At 68.0% G+C, this 18,262-nt stretch carries 16 protein-coding genes; 4 read left to right on the top strand and 12 right to left on the bottom strand.

The window, feature by feature from the left end; all coding sequences use genetic code 11:
* Nucleotides 1-105 precede the first annotated feature (105 nt).
* The 6 genes from ABIB54_RS13670 to ABIB54_RS13645 all read right to left on the bottom strand — a co-directional run bounded on the left by ABIB54_RS13670 (nt 106) and on the right by ABIB54_RS13645 (nt 7,528).
* Nucleotides 106-1,041, bottom strand: a complete 936-nt coding sequence (locus tag ABIB54_RS13670) for a 4-(cytidine 5'-diphospho)-2-C-methyl-D-erythritol kinase (protein ID WP_354576066.1) — start codon at nt 1,039-1,041, stop codon at nt 106-108.
* 33 nt (nt 1,042-1,074) lie between these two features.
* Entirely contained in the window at nt 1,075-1,917 is an 843-nt protein-coding gene (gene rsmA, locus ABIB54_RS13665; RefSeq protein WP_354576065.1) for a 16S rRNA (adenine(1518)-N(6)/adenine(1519)-N(6))-dimethyltransferase RsmA, read from the bottom strand.
* The gene (locus ABIB54_RS13660; RefSeq protein WP_354576064.1) at nt 1,914-2,882 is read right to left on the bottom strand and encodes a TatD family hydrolase; all 969 of its coding nucleotides are present in this window, start codon (nt 2,880-2,882) and stop codon (nt 1,914-1,916) included. Before ABIB54_RS13660 ends, rsmA begins: the two co-directional genes overlap by 4 nt.
* A gap of 54 nt (nt 2,883-2,936) precedes the next feature.
* Nucleotides 2,937-3,875: a zinc-binding dehydrogenase gene (locus tag ABIB54_RS13655; RefSeq protein WP_354576063.1), complete on the bottom strand. Its 939-nt coding sequence runs from the start codon at nt 3,873-3,875 to the stop codon at nt 2,937-2,939.
* A 16-nt stretch (nt 3,876-3,891) separates the two neighbouring features.
* Complete coding sequence (gene metG / locus ABIB54_RS13650) at nt 3,892-5,472, bottom strand: methionine--tRNA ligase (protein WP_354576062.1); 1,581 nt, start codon at nt 5,470-5,472, stop codon at nt 3,892-3,894.
* A 127-nt stretch (nt 5,473-5,599) separates the two neighbouring features.
* Entirely contained in the window at nt 5,600-7,528 is a 1,929-nt protein-coding gene (locus tag ABIB54_RS13645; RefSeq protein ID WP_354576061.1) for a S53 family peptidase, read from the bottom strand.
* A 217-nt stretch (nt 7,529-7,745) separates the two neighbouring features.
* Here ABIB54_RS13645 and ABIB54_RS13640 point away from each other — a divergent pair, with 217 nt between their 5' ends.
* Nucleotides 7,746-8,597 (top strand): aldo/keto reductase, encoded by an 852-nt coding sequence (locus tag ABIB54_RS13640; RefSeq protein WP_354576060.1) that lies wholly within the window; start codon nt 7,746-7,748, stop codon nt 8,595-8,597.
* Here the strand turns inward: ABIB54_RS13640 and rsmI are convergent.
* Entirely contained in the window at nt 8,584-9,393 is an 810-nt protein-coding gene (rsmI, locus tag ABIB54_RS13635; protein ID WP_354576059.1) for a 16S rRNA (cytidine(1402)-2'-O)-methyltransferase, read from the bottom strand. The genes ABIB54_RS13640 and rsmI overlap by 14 nt on opposite strands.
* A 40-nt stretch (nt 9,394-9,433) precedes the next feature.
* On the opposite strand from rsmI, the gene ABIB54_RS13630 reads away from it, so the two are divergent.
* Complete coding sequence (locus ABIB54_RS13630) at nt 9,434-11,068, top strand: dolichyl-phosphate-mannose--protein mannosyltransferase (protein ID WP_354576058.1); 1,635 nt, start codon at nt 9,434-9,436, stop codon at nt 11,066-11,068.
* Between the two features lie 46 nt (nt 11,069-11,114).
* Nucleotides 11,115-11,735: a hypothetical protein gene (locus ABIB54_RS13625; protein ID WP_354576057.1), complete on the top strand. Its 621-nt coding sequence runs from the start codon at nt 11,115-11,117 to the stop codon at nt 11,733-11,735.
* Between the two features lie 51 nt (nt 11,736-11,786).
* Here ABIB54_RS13625 and ABIB54_RS13620 read toward each other — a convergent pair whose 3' ends face one another.
* A complete protein-coding gene (locus ABIB54_RS13620) occupies nt 11,787-13,682 on the bottom strand; it encodes a thioredoxin domain-containing protein (protein WP_354576056.1) in 1,896 nt (631 codons plus the stop codon).
* 22 nt (nt 13,683-13,704) lie between these two features.
* Between ABIB54_RS13620 and ABIB54_RS13615 the strand changes: the two genes are divergently transcribed.
* Entirely contained in the window at nt 13,705-14,460 is a 756-nt protein-coding gene (locus tag ABIB54_RS13615; protein ID WP_354576055.1) for an MBL fold metallo-hydrolase, read from the top strand.
* Nucleotides 14,461-14,472: 12 nt separating this feature from the next.
* Here ABIB54_RS13615 and recN read toward each other — a convergent pair whose 3' ends face one another.
* The 4 genes from recN to ABIB54_RS13595 all read right to left on the bottom strand — a co-directional run bounded on the left by recN (nt 14,473) and on the right by ABIB54_RS13595 (nt 18,258).
* Entirely contained in the window at nt 14,473-16,179 is a 1,707-nt protein-coding gene (gene recN / locus ABIB54_RS13610) for a DNA repair protein RecN (RefSeq protein WP_354576054.1), read from the bottom strand.
* Nucleotides 16,176-17,078 carry an NAD kinase gene (locus tag ABIB54_RS13605; RefSeq protein ID WP_354576072.1) on the bottom strand — a complete coding sequence of 301 codons (903 nt, stop codon included), beginning with the start codon at nt 17,076-17,078 and terminating at the stop codon, nt 16,176-16,178. Before ABIB54_RS13605 ends, recN begins: the two co-directional genes overlap by 4 nt.
* Before the next feature lie 165 nt (nt 17,079-17,243).
* The gene (locus tag ABIB54_RS13600; protein ID WP_354576053.1) at nt 17,244-18,053 is read right to left on the bottom strand and encodes a TlyA family RNA methyltransferase; all 810 of its coding nucleotides are present in this window, start codon (nt 18,051-18,053) and stop codon (nt 17,244-17,246) included.
* The gene (locus ABIB54_RS13595; RefSeq protein ID WP_354576052.1) at nt 18,046-18,258 is read right to left on the bottom strand and encodes a hypothetical protein; all 213 of its coding nucleotides are present in this window, start codon (nt 18,256-18,258) and stop codon (nt 18,046-18,048) included. The genes ABIB54_RS13600 and ABIB54_RS13595 overlap by 8 nt, the downstream gene beginning before the upstream one ends.
* Nucleotides 18,259-18,262 lie beyond the last annotated feature (4 nt).

Raw genomic sequence — 18,262 nt, 5'->3', positions numbered from 1 at the left:
GGGTCCACGGCTACAATCACCACAGACCCCACACCGGCATCGGCGGCAAGTCACCTATCGAACGCGTTCACAACGTCCCCGGGAACTACAGCTAGCGAGACCCGCTCAGGAGCCGATGAGCCGGGCGCCGTGCACCGGCCCGGTCGCCCGCACCACCGTCAAGCGGGCGGCACTGAGGGCGATCTGCAGTTCGAGGGCCGCATCGAGGTTGGCGGCGAGGAAGGCGACCGTCGGACCCGATCCGGAGATCATCCCGGCAAGCGCGCCATTCTCCTCGCCGAGCTCGATGACCGCCCCCAGCCCCGGTTCGAGGTGGAGGGCGGGCGCCTGAAGGTCATTGTGCAGCACCTCCGCCAGCATGTGCGGATCCCCGGCGCGCAGGGCCTGGAGCACGTTGGCGTCCACCTGCGGTTGGGTCGAGGCGGGGAAGATGTCCTGCGCATGCCGATCGCGGTGACGATCGAGTTCGCTGTAGACGAGCGGGGTGCTCATGCCGAAGTCGGCGAGCGCCAGCACCCACTGGAAGCTGCCCTTGGCGAGCGCCGGGCTCAACTGGTCGCCCCGACCGGTTCCGATGGCGGTGCCTCCGGTGAACGCGAACGGCACGTCGGAGCCGAGCTGGGTCGCGAGCTCGAGCAGGTCTTCCCGCGTGAGGTCGGTGCCCCACAGGCTGTCGCAGGCGAGGAGCGTGGCCGCCGCATCCGCCGATCCACCGCCCATGCCTCCGGCGATCGGCACGTGCTTCTCGATCTCGAGATGCACGCCTCCTCGATAGCCGGCGCGGTGCGCGAGCAGCGTTGCCGCCTTGATCGCGAGGTTGGACCCGTCGGTGGCGAGGCCGGAGGTGTCGATCGGCCCCGTGAACGACACCGAGAAGTCGTCGGCGACGGTGGCACGGATGTCTTCGTAGAGAGATACGGCCTGATAGGCCGTCGCGACGTCGTGATACCCGTCATCGAGAAGGGCACCGACCTTGAGGAACACGTTGATCTTGCCCGGTGCCCGTGCGTGCACCACCTTCGGAGCGGCCGCGGAGGTCATTACTCCAACCTAGCCGAACCCTCGGAGCCCTCTTTACGCCCCGGCGGCAACGCCGGCTCGTGCCACGGCGAGGAAGTCGGCCACCGTCAGCTCTTCCCCGCGTGCGGTCGGCGCCACCCCCGCCGCCTCGAGCCGGGCGGATGCCGCGGAGCTGTCCCCCAGCACGACCGAGAGCGACTGCCGAAGCATCTTGCGTCGCTGTTGGAACGCGGCATCCACGAGGGCGAAGGTCGCGAGCCGCTCCGCTTCCGTGCCGGGCAGCTCACCGCGGTCGAATCGCACGAGGATGGAGTCGACGTTGGGCACCGGCCAGAACACCTGGCGGCTCACCTGGCCGGCTGTGCGCCACTTTCCGTACCAGGCGGCCTTGATGCTGGGGCTGCCGTAGATCTTCGAGCCCGGGTCAGCGGCGATCCGCTGGCCGACCTCGGCCTGCACCATAACGAGCCCGGTCTGGAGGTGAGAAAAGTGTTCGAGAAAGTGCAGGAGCACCGGCACGGAGATGTTGTACGGCAGGTTGGCGACGAGGCTCGTCGGGCGACCGGGCAGCTCGGTGATCGTCATCGCATCCTGGGTGATCACCGTCAGAGGAGCGCCGGGCTGCAACTGCTCCACGGTGATCGGGAGTTGCGTCGCCAGACGCGTGTCGATTTCGACGGCCACGACGGATGCCCCGGTCTCGAGCAGTCCGAGGGTGAGCGAGCCGAGCCCCGGGCCGACCTCCACCATGCTCTGGCCGGAGACGACTCCCGCCGCCTTGACGATCCGGCGCACGGTGTTGGCGTCGATGACGAAGTTCTGGCCGAGCTTCTTCGTCGGCTGGATGCCGAGCAGCTCGGCGAGGTCGCGGATCTCCGCGGGCCCGAGCAGGCTCACGCGAGGTCGGACGAGTCGATGGCCTCGTCGTAGGGCGAGCCGAGATCCTGGGTGACCGGTTCGGCATCCCAGGTGCCGTAGACCAGCTCCGTGTTGGAGGTGATCTGGGCGGCGAGCAGCGCGACATCCGTACCGAGATGGTCGGCCATGAAACGCAGCGTAGTGGGGATCAGGTACGGAGCGTTGGGCCGCCCGCGGTAGGGCACCGGGGTGAGGAAGGGAGCGTCGGTCTCGATGAGGATCTGACTGCGCGGGATGGCGCTGAGCGCATCGCGGAGATTGTCCGCGTTCTTGAACGTCACTGTGCCGGCGAAGGAGAGATACCAGCCGTTGTCGGCGCAGAGCCGTGCCATGTCGGCGTCCCCCGAGAAGCAGTGGAACACGGTCTTCTCGGGCGCCCCGTTGCGTCGCAGGGTCGCGATCACCTCGGCATGGGCATCCCGGTCGTGGATCTGCATGGCAAGCTCGTGCTTCTTGGCTATGGCGATGTGCGCCTCAAACGAGCGATACTGTGCGCTGCGCCCGCTCTCCTCCGTGCGGAAGAAGTCGAGTCCGGTCTCCCCCACGGCGCGCACCCGCGGCCGGCCGGCGAGTTCGTCGATCTCGGCGAGAGCCGCATCGAGCTCCCCCGCGGCCTCGTAACGCGGAGCCTCGTTGGGATGGATGGCCACGGCCGCGAGCATCCGCGGTTCGCGCGCGGCCATCTCGGCAGACCAGCGCGAGGTCTCGAGGTCTCCCCCCACCTGCACGACGCCGCGCACGCCGACGCTGGACGCGCGGTCGAGTTGCTCGCGGTAGTCGAGCGCCTCCTCGCCGTCGCCGATCTCGAGGTGGGTGTGATTGTCGTAGACGCCCACCGTGAGCGCCGACGGCAGCGGCGGATAGCTCAGGTCGCGGGTCTTGCCCTGCTCCGACGAGCTGGCGCGCTGCCGGATCGGGCCGTGGGATTCCTCGAGCGCGGACATCCCCGAATTCTACCCGGCGTGCCCTCGTCCAGCTGGCGACGAGAGCGCGACCGGTCACACCGAGTCGGCGGGCCGCACCTCGAGAACGATCTTGCCGAGGCCGTGTCCCGCTCCGAGACGCTCGTATGCTGCGCGCACCCGCTCGAGCGGATAGCTCGCATAGACCGGCACAGTCAGCTCCCCGTTCGCGACCAACCGGGCAAGCTCGGTCAGCACCTCCCGCGGCTCGACCGTCGACATGCCGTCGGCCTTCACCCGGAACTTCTTCTTCGCCGCGAAGTCGATGATCGTGTTGATGCGGTCCTTCGCGACACCGAGCTCCACCGCGACCTGCACGTTTCCGTCGCCGTGCGCATCGATGAAGGCATCGACACCGTCCGGCACGATCTTTCGGATGCGGTCGGCCAGCCCCTTGCCGTAGGCCACCGGGATGGCACCGAGACTGCGGAGGAACGCATGGTTCTCTTCGCTCGCGGTCGCCACGACCGCGGCTCCGGCGAGCACGGCGAGTTGGGTCGCGATGATTCCGACCCCTCCCGCTGCCCCGGCCACGACCACCGTGTCGCCGGATCGCACATCCACTGCGGTGATGCAGGCCCGCGCCGTTGTGCCGGCGACGAAGAGGCTCGCGGCCTCGTTCCAGCCGACCGCATGGGGCTTCGGGATGACCCGGCTCGCGTCGATCGTCACGACTTCGGCCTGCGCGTCGCGCCCGTCCGAGAAGCCGATCACCTCGTCACCGACCCGGGGGAAGTCGACTCCCTCGCCCACCGCCGTGACCACGCCGGCGAAGTCGCTGCCCTGTCCCTCGGGGAAGTGGGCGGGGAAGGCCTCGTGCATCCGGCCCTCCCGGATCTGGATCTCCCCCGGGTTGATCGCGGCTGCCACGACCGCGACCTGCACCTCGCGCCGGCCGGGCGGCCGGGCGGCCACCTCGACGAGCTCGAGCACCTCGGAACCGCCATACCTGCTGAACTTCACGGCTTTCGGCATGCTGTGCTCCTTGGGGTCAGGTCGTGACGGCGGTGTCCGGCTGTTCGATGCGGGGGAAGAGGGGCGCGGGAAGAGGGGAGACCGAGCGTCCGCCCTGCCACTCGGAGGCGGATCGCACGTCCTGGTCGGCCACGTCTCCGGTGCCGCCGAGCGCCGTCCAGAGCGTGGCCGCCGCGTCCGGGATCACCGGGGAGAGCAACACCGCAAGGGTGCCGAGGCCGCGCACGATCGTGAAGAGCACGGCATCGAGCCGCTCGGCGTTCGCCGGGTCCTTCGACAGCGCCCACGGTTCCTGAATGGTGATGTAGCCGTTCAGCTCGTCGACGAGAGTCCAGATGGAGGCAAGCGCCTCGTGGATGGCCAGTCTGTCGATGGCGGCATCCGCTTCGGCCGTCGCGCGGAGGCCGGTGGCGAAGATGGTCTGGTCAGCCTCGGAGAGGACGACCCCGGTCGGGATGACCCCGGCGCGGTAGCGCGTGACCATCGCGATCACTCGCGAGGCGAGGTTGCCGAAGCCGTTGGCGAGCTCCGCCTGATAGCGCGCGGAGAGATCCTCCCAGCTGAATGAGCCGTCCTGGCCGAAGCTGATGGCACGCATGAAGTAGTACCGGAAGGCATCGACGCCGAAGGTGTCGGTGATCTCGGAGGGGGCGATACCGGTGAGCTTGGACTTGGACATCTTCTCGCCACCGACGAGCAGCCAACCGTGGCCGAACACGCGGCGGGGCACGGGGAGTCCGGCCGCCATCAGCATCGCGGGCCAGATGACCGCGTGGAAGCGGGCGATGTCCTTTCCGACCAGCTGCACCGCCGGCCAGCGCCGTTCGAAGTTCTCGGTGTCGGTGCCGTAGCCGATCGCGGAGATGTAGTTGAGCAACGCGTCGAACCAGACGTAGACGACGTGGCTGTGGTCCCACGGGATCTGGATGCCCCAGTCGAAACTCGACCGCGAGATCGAGAGGTCGTCGAGTCCCTGCTTCACGAACGAGATGATCTCGTTGCGCACACTCTCCGGTTGGATGAAGTCGGGCTGCGACTCGTAGAGATCGAGCAGCTTCTGCTGGAAGTCGCTCATGCGGAAGAAGTAGTTCTTCTCCTTGAGGATCTCCACCGGACGCCCATGGATCTTGCACACCAGAGTGCCGGCGAAGTCGCCGTCCGCGGTCTCCATGAGGTCGTCGAGCTGCTTGTACTCCTCACAGCCCACGCAGTAGTAGCCCTCGTATTCGCCAGAATAGATGAAACCGTCGTCGTACAGCTTCTGCAGGAAGATCGTGACGGCCTTCTCGTGGCGCTCGTCGGTGGTGCGGATGAAGTCGTCGTTGGCGATGTTGATGGTCTTCAGCAGCGGCAGCCAGGCATCCGCGACGAGGGTGTCGGCCCACTGCTTCGGGGTGGTGTCGTTCGCCACGGCCGTCCGCAGGATCTTCTGGCCGTGCTCGTCCGTTCCGGTGAGCAGCCAGGTGTCGTCGCCGGCCTGGCGATGCCAGCGGGCCAGAACGTCGGCGGCGACCTCGGTGTACGCGTGACCGATGTGCGGCACATCGTTCACGTAGAAGATCGGGGTCGCGATGTAAAAAGAGTCAGCGGCGGGCATTCGATCATCCTAATTGGCGGCGGATGCTGCGGGGTCCCCGTTACGCGGTGGGCGCAGAACAGCAGTGGATCACAGAAGAACGGCCCCGGCGATCGCTCGCCGGGGCCGTTCAGTCATGACGCCGAGATCAGTGCCGTCCGGCCGCCAGCAGCGACAGCAGCCCGAAGGTCACACCGCCGATACCGGTCACCGTGTCGTACCTGCGGGTGGTCTTCAGCGAGGTGTCCTGGTCGAGACTGATCAGGTAGCTGTTGCCACTGGTCGCGCTCGTGTAGACGAGTGCCTTGGTGGGTCTCTGCGGCTGGACGTCGCGGAACGAGAACGGCAGGATGCGGTCGAGCCCGTACAGCGTCGGGTTCGCGAACCCGATAGCCGTGTGGGTCGCCTGCTGCACGATCGCGATCTGGGCGGCGGTCAATGGTGAGGCCAGCGAGGTACCGCCATAGGTGTCCCTCTCGAAGTCCCCCACAGCGAGGGTGCTGTCATCGACGATCGGACGGATGCCGACCGAGAACCCGGTGTAGGGGTCCGCGAGGGCCGCGATGTCCGGCGACACTCGGAACCCGTGCGAGAGAGAGGGGGGAACCACTCCCCGCTGGTAGGCCGGAGCCGCGAACACTGCACTGGTTCCCCCACCCGCTCCGCCGAAGAAGGCTCCGGGCAGGGGTGAGAGGTAGCTGGTGCCGGTCGGGTCGATCTTGTCTCCCGCGGTGCCCCATCCGGTCTCGTAGGCGATCCTGCCGGCCTTCGTGATGCCGAGGCTGGTGCCTCCCACGGACGTGACATACGGAGAGGATGCCGGGAAGTCGGGGGACGCGTAGCCGAGGTTGGCCACCTCGTCACCGTTGTCACCACTGGAGAAGTAGAGCCCGATCCCCTCGCCCGCCGCCTGGATGTGCAGGTTCTGCGCGCCCTTCAGCGCGTCATCCGGGATCGCCTCGCCGAGGTTGCCGTAGCTGTTGCTCACGATGTTGGCGAGCTTGTTGTCGAGGATCTTCGAGAGCGCGACATCCAGTCCGCCACCGCAGTTGAAGCCTCCGACGTAGAGGATCTTCGCGCCGGTCGCGATGCCGTGCACTGCTTCGACGTCGAGGGTCTGCTCTCCCTGCCATCCGCTCGGGAAGCCGCAGGCCTCCTGGTCCACGAACTGGGCGGGGGTCGGCACGATCTGGGAGTAATTCGCCGCCGTGAGTCCGGGCTCACCGAGTGCCGCCGAGTAGGTGTTCACGTCGTTCACGATGGACGGCGAGGCGTAGGCATCGATGATCGCGACGGTCTGGCCCGCACCGTTCACCCCCGCCCTCGCGAGCGAGTCGAGCCCGTACGCGGAGCGAAGCTGCGACGGGACATAGCCGCAGTTGAAGGTGTCGAAGGTGGTCTGCCCGTAGGCGGCCGGTGCCGTCACGGTGTGCTCACCGGTGTAGGTGGAGCACTGGGCGGCGATGGCCGAGGGCGTCTGAGCCTGGCGACTGAGGGCGTTCGCCCCGGCCGGCAGGTCACCCTGTTTGATCGAGTCGGTGTGGGTGAGCAACTTCGCCTGGTCGATGCTGAGTCCCGAGACCTTGCCGGCGAGCGCCGCAGGCAGCGAGGGGGCACTCGACGGTGCCGCGAGAACATGACCGGAGTAGCGGTAGTCGTGCAGGGTCGTGGCGAACAACGACCCGATCTGGGCGGCCGTTCCGCGGAAGACCACGTACTGGCGGCTGGCCGGCACTGCGCTGATCGTCAGTCCCTGCGCGGTGAGGGAGGCGACGACGGCATCCGAATCCGCCTTGGTCGGTGCGAAGCGCTGGATCCACGCCTGGGGCGAGAGGAACTGGCGGTACCCGCGGGCCCCGGGAGTGGATGCTGCGGTGGCGAGGGCCTCCGCAGCGGCCTGGTCTCGCAGCGGAAGGTAGATCTCCCCCTCGACGGTCTCGTCGGCGGCGGTCACCCCGGCGTCGTTCGCCGCGGTCGCCCAGCGGGGTACCGCCCCGGCGAACGACGCGCGATCGGCAGCGGAGGCTGTCGAGACGCCGGTGAGTGAAAGTGCGATGACGGTGGTGGCCGTAGCCACGATGCCGAATGTCCTGCGAGAGAACACCCTCCGGCGTGCGCGATTGTCCACGTAGTGAAACCTTCCCCGATGAAGAATGACCGCGCCGGAAACGGGCGCAATCGCGACGATAACCCCGCTCGATCACCCCGACAAGGGGGGTTAACAGGAATTTTACATTCAGCGCAAAAATCCTGCGCGAGCGCTCGGATTCAGGCGCTCGACCTAGGCTGGGCGCATGAAATACCGCAGGATCGGCGATGTCGCCGTCAGCTCGATCGGTCTGGGCGCGATGCCGCTGTCCCTCCCCGGTCGGCCCGATCGAGACCGGGCGATCGAGACCATCCATGCCGCCCTCGACGCGGGGGTCACCCTCATCGACACCGCCGATGCGTACACGACGGATGCCGACGGCCAGGGCCACAACGAACTGCTGGTCGCGGAGGCCCTGCGCGGTCGCACCGAGCAGGTGCTCATCGCCACGAAGGGCGGCCTGCTCTTCCGCGACGGCGGACCCTGGGATCGCAACGGCACACCGGCACACCTCAAGAAGGCCGCTCGAGAATCCCGCGCCCGCCTCGGCGTCGACGCGATCGGCCTCTACCAGTTCCATCGGCCGGACCCCTCGGTGCCGTATGAGGAATCCATCGGAGCGCTGCGCGAACTCCTCGACGAGGGTGTCATCCGCCTTGCGGGCATTTCCAACGCCACGGTGACTCAGATCGCCCTGGCCGACCATGTGCTCGGCGGCCGACTCGTCTCGGTGCAGAACCAGTTCTCACCGGCCTACCGGTCGAGCCTCGGCGAGCTCGACTACTGCGTCGCCCACGAGATCGCCTTCCTGCCCTGGAGCCCGCTCGGTGGCATCGGACGGGGCTCCGATGTCTTCGATGAGGACAGCGCTTTCAGCGAGGTCGCGGCGGAGCTCGGGGTGAGCCCGCAGCGCGTCGCCCTGGCCTGGGAACTCTCGCTCGGCCACTGCGTCATCCCGATCCCGGGGGCCAGCCGGCCCGAGACCATCACCGACTCCGCCGGTGCCGCGGAACTGACGCTGAGCTCCGAACAGCTGGCGAGACTCAGCGCGCCCTGAGGGCTCCCTCGTAGAGATCCCTCTTGCCGAGCCCGGTGGCGTCCGCAACTTCGGATGCCGCGTCCTTGAGCTTCGATCCGGCCGCGACGAGCGACTGCACCTGCGCGATCCCGGCGTCGAGATCGACCTCCTGCGCAGACCCACCCTCGACCACGATGCAGATCTCGCCCCTGACGCCCAGAGCGGCCCACTCGGAGAGTTCTGCGGCGGTTCCCCGACGCACTTCCTCGTAGAGTTTGGTCAGCTCACGACAGACCGCGACCCGGCGATCGGGCCCGAAGGCCGTCGCGATGTCTCCGAGGGCATCGGCCAGGCGGTTGGGCGACTCGAAGAACACCATGGTGCGGGGTTCCCTGGCGAGCTGCCGAAGTGAGGCGAGACGCCCTTTGCGCGGCAGGAAGCCCTCGAAGGTGAATCGATCGGTGGGCAGCCCTGACAGCGCGAGAGCGGTGATCACGGCCGAGGGGCCCGGCAGCGCGGTGACGGTGACACCGGCGGCCGCGGCCGCCGTCACGATGGAGAACCCCGGGTCGCTGATCGCGGGCATGCCGGCATCGGTGAGCACGAGCACATCGGTGTCGCGCGCGAGTTCGGCGATCTCGGCGGCCTTCTCGACCTCGTTGTGCTCGTGAAGGGCGATCAGTCGCGGGCGGTTCTCGATGCCGAGGGCGCGCATGAGGTGGATGGTGACGCGCGTGTCTTCCGAGGCGATGACCTCTGCATTGGTCAGGGCCTCCACCAGCCGGCGAGAGGCATCGCCGAGATTGCCGATCGGAGTCGCTGCGAGGATGATCATTTGCCCATCCTTGCAGCGAACCCTCGTTACCATTGCACCTGTGACCAGAGCCGACTTCGATGCCGTTGTCGGCGCCCCGCGAGCCTCTGGGCCTTCCTCGCATCCGGCCGAACCGACCGGCACCCGGCTCGACGCGTGGTGGGGTCGACGTCTCGACCTCCCGGGGGCGCAGCGGCTCTGGTACTGGGGCGGTCCGATCGCCGTCACCCTGCTCGCGGCCGTGCTACGTCTGGTGCGCCTCGGCGATCCGCGGTCGCTCGTGTTCGACGAGACCTTCTATGTGAAGGATGCCTGGACGCTCCTGCACCTCGGCTACGAGGGGTCCTGGCCCAATAATGCCGACCAGGCCTTCAACGCCGGCAATGTCAACATCTTCACAACCGACGGATCCTATGTCGCCCATCCACCCCTCGGCAAGTGGATGATCGCCCTCGGCCTGCGCGTCTTCGGCGCGGAGAACACCGTCGGCTGGCGCATCAGCACCGCTCTGGTCGGCATCCTCGCGGTGTTCATCCTGGTGATCGTCGCTCGCAAGCTCTTCAACTCCACCCTGCTCGCCACCATCGCCGGCGGCCTGTTCGCCATCGACGGTCACGCCATAGTGATGTCGCGAACCGCGCTCCTCGACAACTTCGTCATGATTCTCACGCTGCTGGGATTCGGGGCCGTACTGCTCGATCGCACTCAGAGCTCGGCACGCCTGTCACTGTGGCTCGCCCGCCGGGCAGAGGCCGGCCGCGGCATCGACTGGGGGCCCGCGATCTGGTGGCGCCCCTGGCTGCTCACCGCGGGCATCCTCTTCGGGGCCGCCACCGCCGTCAAGTGGAGCGGGCTCTACTTCCTCGCCGCCTTCGCCGTCCACACGCTGGTGGTCGATGCGCTGGCCCGGCGAGCGGCGGGCATCCCCTTCTTCGTCAGCGGCACGATCTTCAAGCAGGGCCCCGTCACCTTCCTTCTCACCATCCCGCTCGCGGCGGCGACCTACCTCGCCAGCTGGACCGGATGGTTCGTCACGAAAGACGGCTATTTCCGCAACTGGGCGGACGTGCCCGGCAACGCCGCGACGGGGTTTTTCGCCTGGGTGCCCCACTCGGTGCAGAGCTTTCTGCACTACCAAGCGAGCGTCTACGACTTCAACGTCAACGAACACAGCGCCCACCCGTACTCGGCGAATCCCTTCACCTGGCTCTTCCTCGTGCGTCCGACCGCGTTTTACTACGTCGGCCAGACCTCGGGGCAGGGCGGATGCACCGTCTCGAGTTGCGCGGAATACGTCACCTCCATCGCCAACCCCATTCTCTGGTGGGCGGCGACGGCCGCCCTGTTCTATCTCGTCTACCGGCTCGTGCGTCGGCGGGAGTGGCGGGTCGGCCTCATCCTGATGGGCATGGTCGCCGGCTACCTCCCCTGGCTGCTCTACTCCACCCGCACCATCTTCCAGTTCTACGCGATCGTCTTCGAGCCGTACATGATCCTCGGACTGGTGTTCGTGATCGGACTGGTACTCGGGCGACCGCAGGACTCCACCTATCGCCGAACCCGCGGCATCGGCCTCGTTGCCGTGTTCCTGTTGCTCGTCGTGCTGGTCAGCGCCTTCTTCTACCCGGTCTGGACGGGCCTCCAGGTGCCGGAGATCTTCGCGCGACTCCATTACTGGCTTCCCGGCTGGCGCTGACCCGCCGGGGGGCGGGCCGCACAGGACCGTCCCGTAGCATGACGCCATGTCCGCGCGTTCCGTTCTCGCCTACGTCACCGTCGCCCTTCCGCCCCTCGCACTCGCCGCCGTCGGGGTCACCCACCCGATGCATCTCACCGCGACGTCGGCGGAATACTGGCGGAACCTGCACATCGCGATACTGCCGGTCTTCCCTCTTCTCGCCTTCGCGCCGTGGCTGGTGGCGCGGGGTGCCGGTGCCCTCCTGGCCTGGATCGTCGGCATCCTCGGCTTTGTCTATGCCGCCTTCTACACCGCGCTCGACGTGCTCGCGGGGATCGGCGCCGGCGGACTCAAGCTCGACGGCATGGGCATGGCGACGGGCACGGTATTCGGGCTCGGCAACCACATCGGCGAGGTCGGCAGCGTGTCATTCATCGCGGCCAGCGCGATCGCGGCGGCGACGGCCATCGCGCGATTCCGCCTGGTCGCCCTTCCCGGTTCGGCACTCGTGGTCGTCGGTGCGGTGCTCTTCCTGCAGAACCACATCTACTTCCCCATCGGGGTGATCGGCCAGCTCTGTCTCGCACTCGGCTGGCTGTGGCTCTGCGGAGTGATCGAACGAACCGCGCGCGACCGCGAGCCTGTCGTCGAGCACGTGGACAACGCCGCGGTTCGGACCGACTGAGGCTCGGCCGACAGAAGGCTCGGCCAACAAACGGCTCGACCCACAAACGGATCAGCGGAACAGATCGAGGGCCTCGGCCAGATCCGGAGCTTCGACGATGGGAAGTCGGCAGACGAAGTCCCTGCACAGGTAGGCCGCTTCGCGATCCCGTCCATCGAACAATTCGAAGCCGGCCACCGCGAAGCGTACAGCCTGCGCCGGCGTCACCACAATGCTGAGCAGACCGCTGCGGAAGCGGGACCGGGCGAGGTCGGCCAGATCCGAATTCCGGTCCTCCCCCACCACGACGAGCTGCGCGATCGGCTGAGTGAGCGCGGAGGCCACCGCGAGGGTCGCACCGAACGACACCGGGCGCGGCACGGCGAGGGGCAACAGGCGCCGGACTACCCGGTCGGCGGCTTCCCGGTACCGCGGGTCGCCACCGAGCAGATGCAGTGAGACGCAGGCTCTCGCCAGAGCGCTCAGCCCGGAGGGGTAGGCCCCCTCCGAAGGGTCGTTCTCGATGGCGGTGCCCTGCGCCACCAGCACGGGGTCCGCACCTCCCGGCACGCCGAAGACGCCGGAACCCGCAGCGCCGAGAGTCAGATCGATCAGCGATCGGGCCACCGAGGCGTAGTGCACCTCCCCGGTCGCCGTCGCGAGGTCGAGCAGCCCGGAGGCGAGCATTCCGTAGTCTTCGAGGGTGGCGTGAGCCGACGACATCCGTCCGCCGATGGATGCTCTCACCAGCGTCCCGTCGGCGCGCAGGTGCGTGTCGATCACCGCGTCGGCTGCCCGTCGGGCGGCCACGATCCACTCGTCCCTGGAGAGCACGAAGCCGGCGGTCGCCAACGCTCCGATTGCCAGCCCGTTCCAGCCGGTGAGGATCTTGGCATCGATCGGCGGAGGCTCCTGCGCAGCACGCGCCTCTGCCCCGAGGGCGAAGTACGCCCCTTCCCGCCGCACGCCGTCGATGCTGCTTTCGCTGTCCTGCGCCGAGGCGAATCCCCCGCCCGGCCGCTGCATGACCCCCATGAGGAACGCGGAGATCCCCTCCGCGACCTCGACGGCCCAGTCCCGCGCCTCGGCATCGAGCTGGGCGAGCCTCGTGAACGCGGTGAGCAGCTGGGCGTTGTCGTAGAGCATCCGCTCGAAGTGGGGATCGGTCCAGTCCCGTTTCGTGGCGTAGCGGAAGAATCCGCCCTCCAGGCGGTCCCTCAGCGCGGCGGTCGGCTGGCCGGGGGCGGCATGTCGACCGGAGAGCGCGGCGAGCGAGCGGGAGGCGAGTGCCAGGGCCGGTGGGGCGTCGACGCCCCGCTCGAGCAGGAAGAGCAGCACCGGCGCGACCGGGAATTTGGGGGCGCCACCGAAGCCCCCGAATTCGGAGTCCTCGTAGGCAAGCAGTTCGGCGACCGCCGAATCGAACGGGCCCGTGCCGATCTCGCCGGAGACGGCGGTGTGCCCATCGAGCGACTGTCGCAGTGAGTCCGCGATCGCGGTCGCCGTGGATTCCACCTGGGGGCGTCGAGCGGTCCAGGCATCCGCCACCGCATCGAGCACCTGCCCGAACGACGGAATGTCTCCCACCGCCGTCGGCGGCCAGTAGGTCCCCGCGTAGAACGCCTTGCCCTCTGGCGTGACGAAGACGTTGAGGGGCCACCCCAGGTTGCCGGTGAAGGCTCCGGCCGCGGCGAGGTAACTCGCGTCAACATCGGGATGCTCTTCCCGGTCCACTTTCACCGCTACGAAGTGCGCGGCAAGGCGGGAGGCGATCACCGGATCGCTGAAGGACTCCCTCGACATCACGTGACACCAGTGGCAGGTCGAGTACCCGATCGACACCAGCACCGGCACATCCCGTCGCCGGGCTTCGGCAAAGGGCTCGTCGCCCCAGGGGAACCAGTCGACGGGATTCGCCGCATGGGAGCGCAGATAGGGGCTCACAGCATCCGCGAGTCGATCGGCCATGTCTCCAGCGTAGGCTCGCACTGTGTCTACGACAGCCATCACGTTAATCGGCGGCCCCACCGTACTTCTCGAGTACGCCGGCCTGCGGATCGTCACCGATCCCACCTTCGACGCTCCCCAGGTCTATGAAGATCCGGACGAGACCACCCTGGAGAAGACTGCCGGTCCGGCCATCGCCCGGACGGATCTCGGCCGCGTCGACCTCGTGCTGCTCTCGCACCACGGCCACAAGGACAATCTCGACTGGGAGGGTCTCGAGCTCATCGCGCAGGGCATCCCCACCCTGAGCACACGGCAGGCCGCCGACGACCTTTTCGGAGGCAGCGTCATCGGCCTCGACAACTGGGAGAGCTACGATTTCGGCGTCGTGACGATCACCGCGATGCCCGCCCTGCACGGGCCGCCCGGCTCGGAACCGATGGTCGGCCCGGTCATCGGGTTCATGCTCGAAGCCGAGGGTGAGCCGACGGTGTACGTGAGCGGCGACAACGCGTCCCTGCCGCTTGTGCGCCAGATCGCGGATCGGTTCGCCCCGGTGGATATCGCGCTGCTGTTTGCCGGGGCGGCCCGCGTCGACGAGATCGATGCCGACCTCACCCTCAACTCGACGGATGCCGCCGCCGCGGCCCACACGCTGGGGGCCCGGCTGGTGGTGGGCCTCCACACCGAAGACTGGACCCACTTCAGCCACACGCGACCCCAACTCGAGGCCGCCTTCGATGGCAGCGATATCCTCGCCGACACCCCCCGCGGCGTCCGCGTCGAACTGGGGGGTTAGGCGAAGCCTCGGCTACCGCGACGGGCTGTCGAGTCCGCGCGCGGTGTCGATGAGTTCGCGAGCGTGCTGGAGCCCGCTCTCTGATCCACTCAGACCGGAGAGCAGCCGCGCCATCTCCTCGATCCGCTCTTCCCCCTCGAGCTGTTGCACGCTCGAGGCGGTCACTGCCCCGTCGCTGTCTTTCACGACGCGCAGATGGTTGGTCGAGAAGGCGGCCACCTGGGCGAGATGGGTCACCACGATCACCTGGGCAGAGTGTGAGAGCCTGGCCAGTCGGCGGCCGATCTCGATGGCAGAGGCACCGCCGACGCCGGCGTCCACCTCGTCGAAGATGAAGGTGGGCACGGGATCGGTGCCGGCGATCACCACCTCTAGCGCCAACATCACCCGCGAGAGCTCTCCACCGGAAGCCCCTCGGCCGAGAGGGCGCGGTTCCGCGCCGGGATGCGGGGCGAGCAGGATCGCCACGACATCCCGTCCGCTGAGCCCGTAGTCCTGCCGCTCCGTGACCTCGACCGTCAACCGCGCGTTGGGCATCGCCAGCGCGACGAGCTCCTCGCTCACGCTCTCGCCGAGCTGGACTGCAAACTCGCGCCGCACCCTCCCGAGTTCGCCGGCGAGCTCGATCACCCGCGCGCGATCTGACTCGACCTCCGCGCGAAGGCTGTCGATGCGGTCGGAGTCCTGATCGAGTTCGAGCAGCCTCGAGCTGCCGCTGTCGAGATAGCGGATCGCATCGTCGAGGGAGGGCCCGTACTTGCGGCTGATCTCCCCCAGCTCCGAGCGCCGGTCCTGCACGGTCTCCAGTTCGCGGGCGCTGTCGCCGTCGAGGCCACCGAGGTAGCTCGAGAGCTGCGCGGACACGTCGGCGACGAGATAGCTGGCGCTCGCCAGCGCTTCCATGATCGGGGCGAGGGTCGAGTCGTGGCCCGATACCCGTTCGAGCTGGCGACGAGCCGAGTCCAGCAGCCCGAGCGCATCCCGAGACTCCACCAGGTCGTCGGATGACACGAGCTCGTGCGCCTCGGACGCCGCGAGCCGCAGGTCCTCGAGGTTCGTCAACCGGTCGGCCCGTTCGGCGAGCTCCCCATCCTCACCGGCCTGGGGCGCCACGGACTCGATCTCCGCCATCGCCTGGCGGAGTTCGGCGGCCTCGCTCTGGCGTGACTCCTGTTCGGCCACGATCACGTCGAGTTCGCCCTGGTTCGCCTGCCAGCGCCGATAGGTTGCCTGGTAGTCGTCGAGCACTGTCGACAGCGCGACTCCGGCGAAGCGATCGAGTGCCTCACGCTGCGCTGTCGCCGAGCGCAAGCGCACCTGGTCGGACTGACCGTGCACGACGACCAATTGCTCGCCGAGCTCTGCGAGCACACTCACCGGCGTGGTGCGGCCGCCGACGGTGGCGCGGCTGCGTCCCTCCTGCGAGACCGACCGGGCGAGGATCAACTCCCCCTCATCGAGGTCGCCACCGGCATCCCGCACCCGTTCCGCGACGGCGCCCTCTGGATCGACCAGCCAGCGCCCTTCGACGACAGCCGAGCCGCTCCCGTGACGGAGCACCGAACTGTCCGAGCGATCACCAAGGAGAAGGCCGAGAGCGGTGACCACCATGGTCTTTCCCGCACCGGTCTCGCCGGTGATGGCCGTGAACCCGGGACCGAGGGGAAGCCGAGCTTCGCCGATCACTCCGAGGTCGCGGATGAAGATCTCTTCGATCATGCGATCGCGCCGTCGCCCGGACCACGCCATCCGCTGGTCGGAAGGTGAAATTTGTTCACCAGCCGGTCGGTGAACGGCCCCCGGTGCAATCGCGCGAGGCGCACCGGCACCGGTGAGCGGCGCACGATCACCCGGGCGCCGGGCGGCAGGTCGTGTGTGCGCCGTCCGTCGCACCAGAGCACGCCGGTGCCCTGTGTGCGCGCGAGGACCTCCACCGCGAAGACCGACTCGGGCCCGACTACGAGCGGGCGGGCAAACAGCGCATGCGGGCTGAGCGGCACGAGCAGCATCGCCTCGAGCTCCGGCCAGACGATCGGTCCCCCCGCCGAGAATGAATAGGCCGTGGATCCTGTGGGCGTCGACATGACCACTCCGTCGCAGCCGAAGGAGGAGAGCGGTCGGCCATCCACCTCGATCACGACCTCGAGCATCCGCTCACGGCTGGCCTTCTCGACCGTCGCCTCGTTGAGAGCCCAGGTCTCGTAGATCACCTCGGCGTCGACCTTGACGCGCACGGCAAGCGTCATGCGCTCTTCGACCTCATAGTCGCGGCCCAGAGCGCGTCGCACCGTGTCAGTGAGGTTGTCGCGCTCACTCTCGGCCAGGAAGCCGACGTGGCCGAGGTTCACCCCGAGAAGAGGAGCGGAGCAGCCCCGCGTGAGCTCCGCAGCCCGCAGAATGGTGCCGTCACCGCCCAGCACGATGGCCAGCTCGACGTCCGCGACAGTCACACTGTCGCCGAGCACCGCCATGGCACTCAGCTCCGGCGCATTGTCGAGAACATCGTCGTGCTCGTCCTTTTTCATGACGGGCGTGACTCCGGCAGCCAGAAGCTGCCGGGAGACCGTCACGGCCGCATCGAGGGAGTCCTGGCGCCCCGTATGGGCGACAACGAGCATGAAGCGTTCGGACACCGGTTCTCCTTGTGCTTCTCGGGCGATCGCCGGCTGGGGATCACTGTCGGGGTCACTCACTGTCGAGATGGTCACTGCGGGACGTTCACTGTGCGGATGTTCACTGTGCGGTTTTCCCTGCGCGGTTCTTCACGGCCGCACCTCAGCGACTCAGGTGGGGATGGGTCGAGAGAGTTCGAGGACCCGCTCTCTCCATTCTGTCGGATTGCTGCCCGTGAGCGCGCTGAACCAGACCAGATACTCATGGTTTCCGGCGGCGCCGAGGATTGGTGAGGAGATGAGACCCGCCGTGGGCAGCCCCACATCCCAGGCTGCCCAGAGCACGTCGCTGATCGCGTCGGCACGAAGCCCCGGATCGTGCACGATGCCTTCCTTCACGCCGGTGCGGCCGACTTCGAACTGGGGCTTGATCAGCAGGAGATAGTCCGCCTCGGTGCCCACGGTGGCCACAAGCGCCGGCAGCACGGTGGTCAGGGAGATGAATGAGAGGTCCGCCACCACGATGCTCACTCGCACGGCGTGGCCGGCCGCGGCATCGAGCGCCGGCACGGTGAGCTCGCGCGCGTTGAATCCTTCGATCACCGTGACGGCCGGATTGTTGCCGATGAACGGATCCAGCTGACCGTGGCCCACATCGAGGGCGACGACCGAGTGAGCGCCGCGCTCGAGCAAGACCTGGGTGAATCCGCCGGTGGATGCCCCGACATCGAGGGTGTCGCGACCGGTCACCGGCACCGCGAAGGTGTCGAGTGCCGCGAGGAGCTTGTGGGCGGCCCGACTCACGTAGTGGTCGATCGCCGTCAGCGCGAGCACCTGGTCGTCCCCCACTCGGGCTGAGGGCTTGATCACCGTGCGGCCGTCGACGGTGACCGACCCCTCTGCTATCAGTCGAGCGGCATGGGTGCGGGACCGTGCGATCCCGCGTTCCGCCAGGGCGGCATCCAGTCGCGCCTCAGCCATGCGAGTTCGACGTGTCGACGCCCCCGTCTCGAACCGATCCCTCGAGCGTTGCCTGCAACCGGTCGTGGATCTGCACGAACGCGGCAGCCCGGGATTCGAGCGGTTGGTCCTCGATCACGCGCAGGCGCGGCAGCAGGGCGCTCGCATCGTCGGCAGAAGCACCGGGTGCTGCGGCAGAGGCATCGTCGATCGACTCAGGAGTCATGGTC

Source organism: Frigoribacterium sp. UYMn621, assembly GCF_040549525.1.
In the GTDB taxonomy this organism is placed as follows: Bacteria; Actinomycetota; Actinomycetes; order Actinomycetales; family Microbacteriaceae; genus Lacisediminihabitans.
The sequence above is the reverse complement of the archived record's forward strand: the minus strand, read 5'-3'. Positions and strand labels throughout refer to the sequence as shown.

What these genes read in the sequence shown, in the direction of transcription:
- ABIB54_RS13670 (WP_354576066.1), bottom strand. Translation starts at nt 1,041, where the DNA reads ATGACCTCCGCGGCCGCTCCGAAGGTGGTGCACGCACGGGCACCGGGC.
- ABIB54_RS13660 (WP_354576064.1), bottom strand. Translation starts at nt 2,882, where the DNA reads ATGTCCGCGCTCGAGGAATCCCACGGCCCGATCCGGCAGCGCGCCAGC.
- ABIB54_RS13655 (WP_354576063.1), bottom strand. Translation starts at nt 3,875, where the DNA reads ATGCCGAAAGCCGTGAAGTTCAGCAGGTATGGCGGTTCCGAGGTGCTC.
- metG (WP_354576062.1), bottom strand. Translation starts at nt 5,472, where the DNA reads ATGCCCGCCGCTGACTCTTTTTACATCGCGACCCCGATCTTCTACGTG.
- ABIB54_RS13640 (WP_354576060.1), top strand. Translation starts at nt 7,746, where the DNA reads ATGAAATACCGCAGGATCGGCGATGTCGCCGTCAGCTCGATCGGTCTG.
- rsmI (WP_354576059.1), bottom strand. Translation starts at nt 9,393, where the DNA reads ATGATCATCCTCGCAGCGACTCCGATCGGCAATCTCGGCGATGCCTCT.
- ABIB54_RS13625 (WP_354576057.1), top strand. Translation starts at nt 11,115, where the DNA reads ATGTCCGCGCGTTCCGTTCTCGCCTACGTCACCGTCGCCCTTCCGCCC.
- ABIB54_RS13620 (WP_354576056.1), bottom strand. Translation starts at nt 13,682, where the DNA reads ATGGCCGATCGACTCGCGGATGCTGTGAGCCCCTATCTGCGCTCCCAT.
- recN (WP_354576054.1), bottom strand. Translation starts at nt 16,179, where the DNA reads ATGATCGAAGAGATCTTCATCCGCGACCTCGGAGTGATCGGCGAAGCT.
- ABIB54_RS13605 (WP_354576072.1), bottom strand. Translation starts at nt 17,078, where the DNA reads ATGCTCGTTGTCGCCCATACGGGGCGCCAGGACTCCCTCGATGCGGCC.
- ABIB54_RS13600 (WP_354576053.1), bottom strand. Translation starts at nt 18,053, where the DNA reads ATGGCTGAGGCGCGACTGGATGCCGCCCTGGCGGAACGCGGGATCGCA.
- ABIB54_RS13595 (WP_354576052.1), bottom strand. Translation starts at nt 18,258, where the DNA reads ATGACTCCTGAGTCGATCGACGATGCCTCTGCCGCAGCACCCGGTGCT.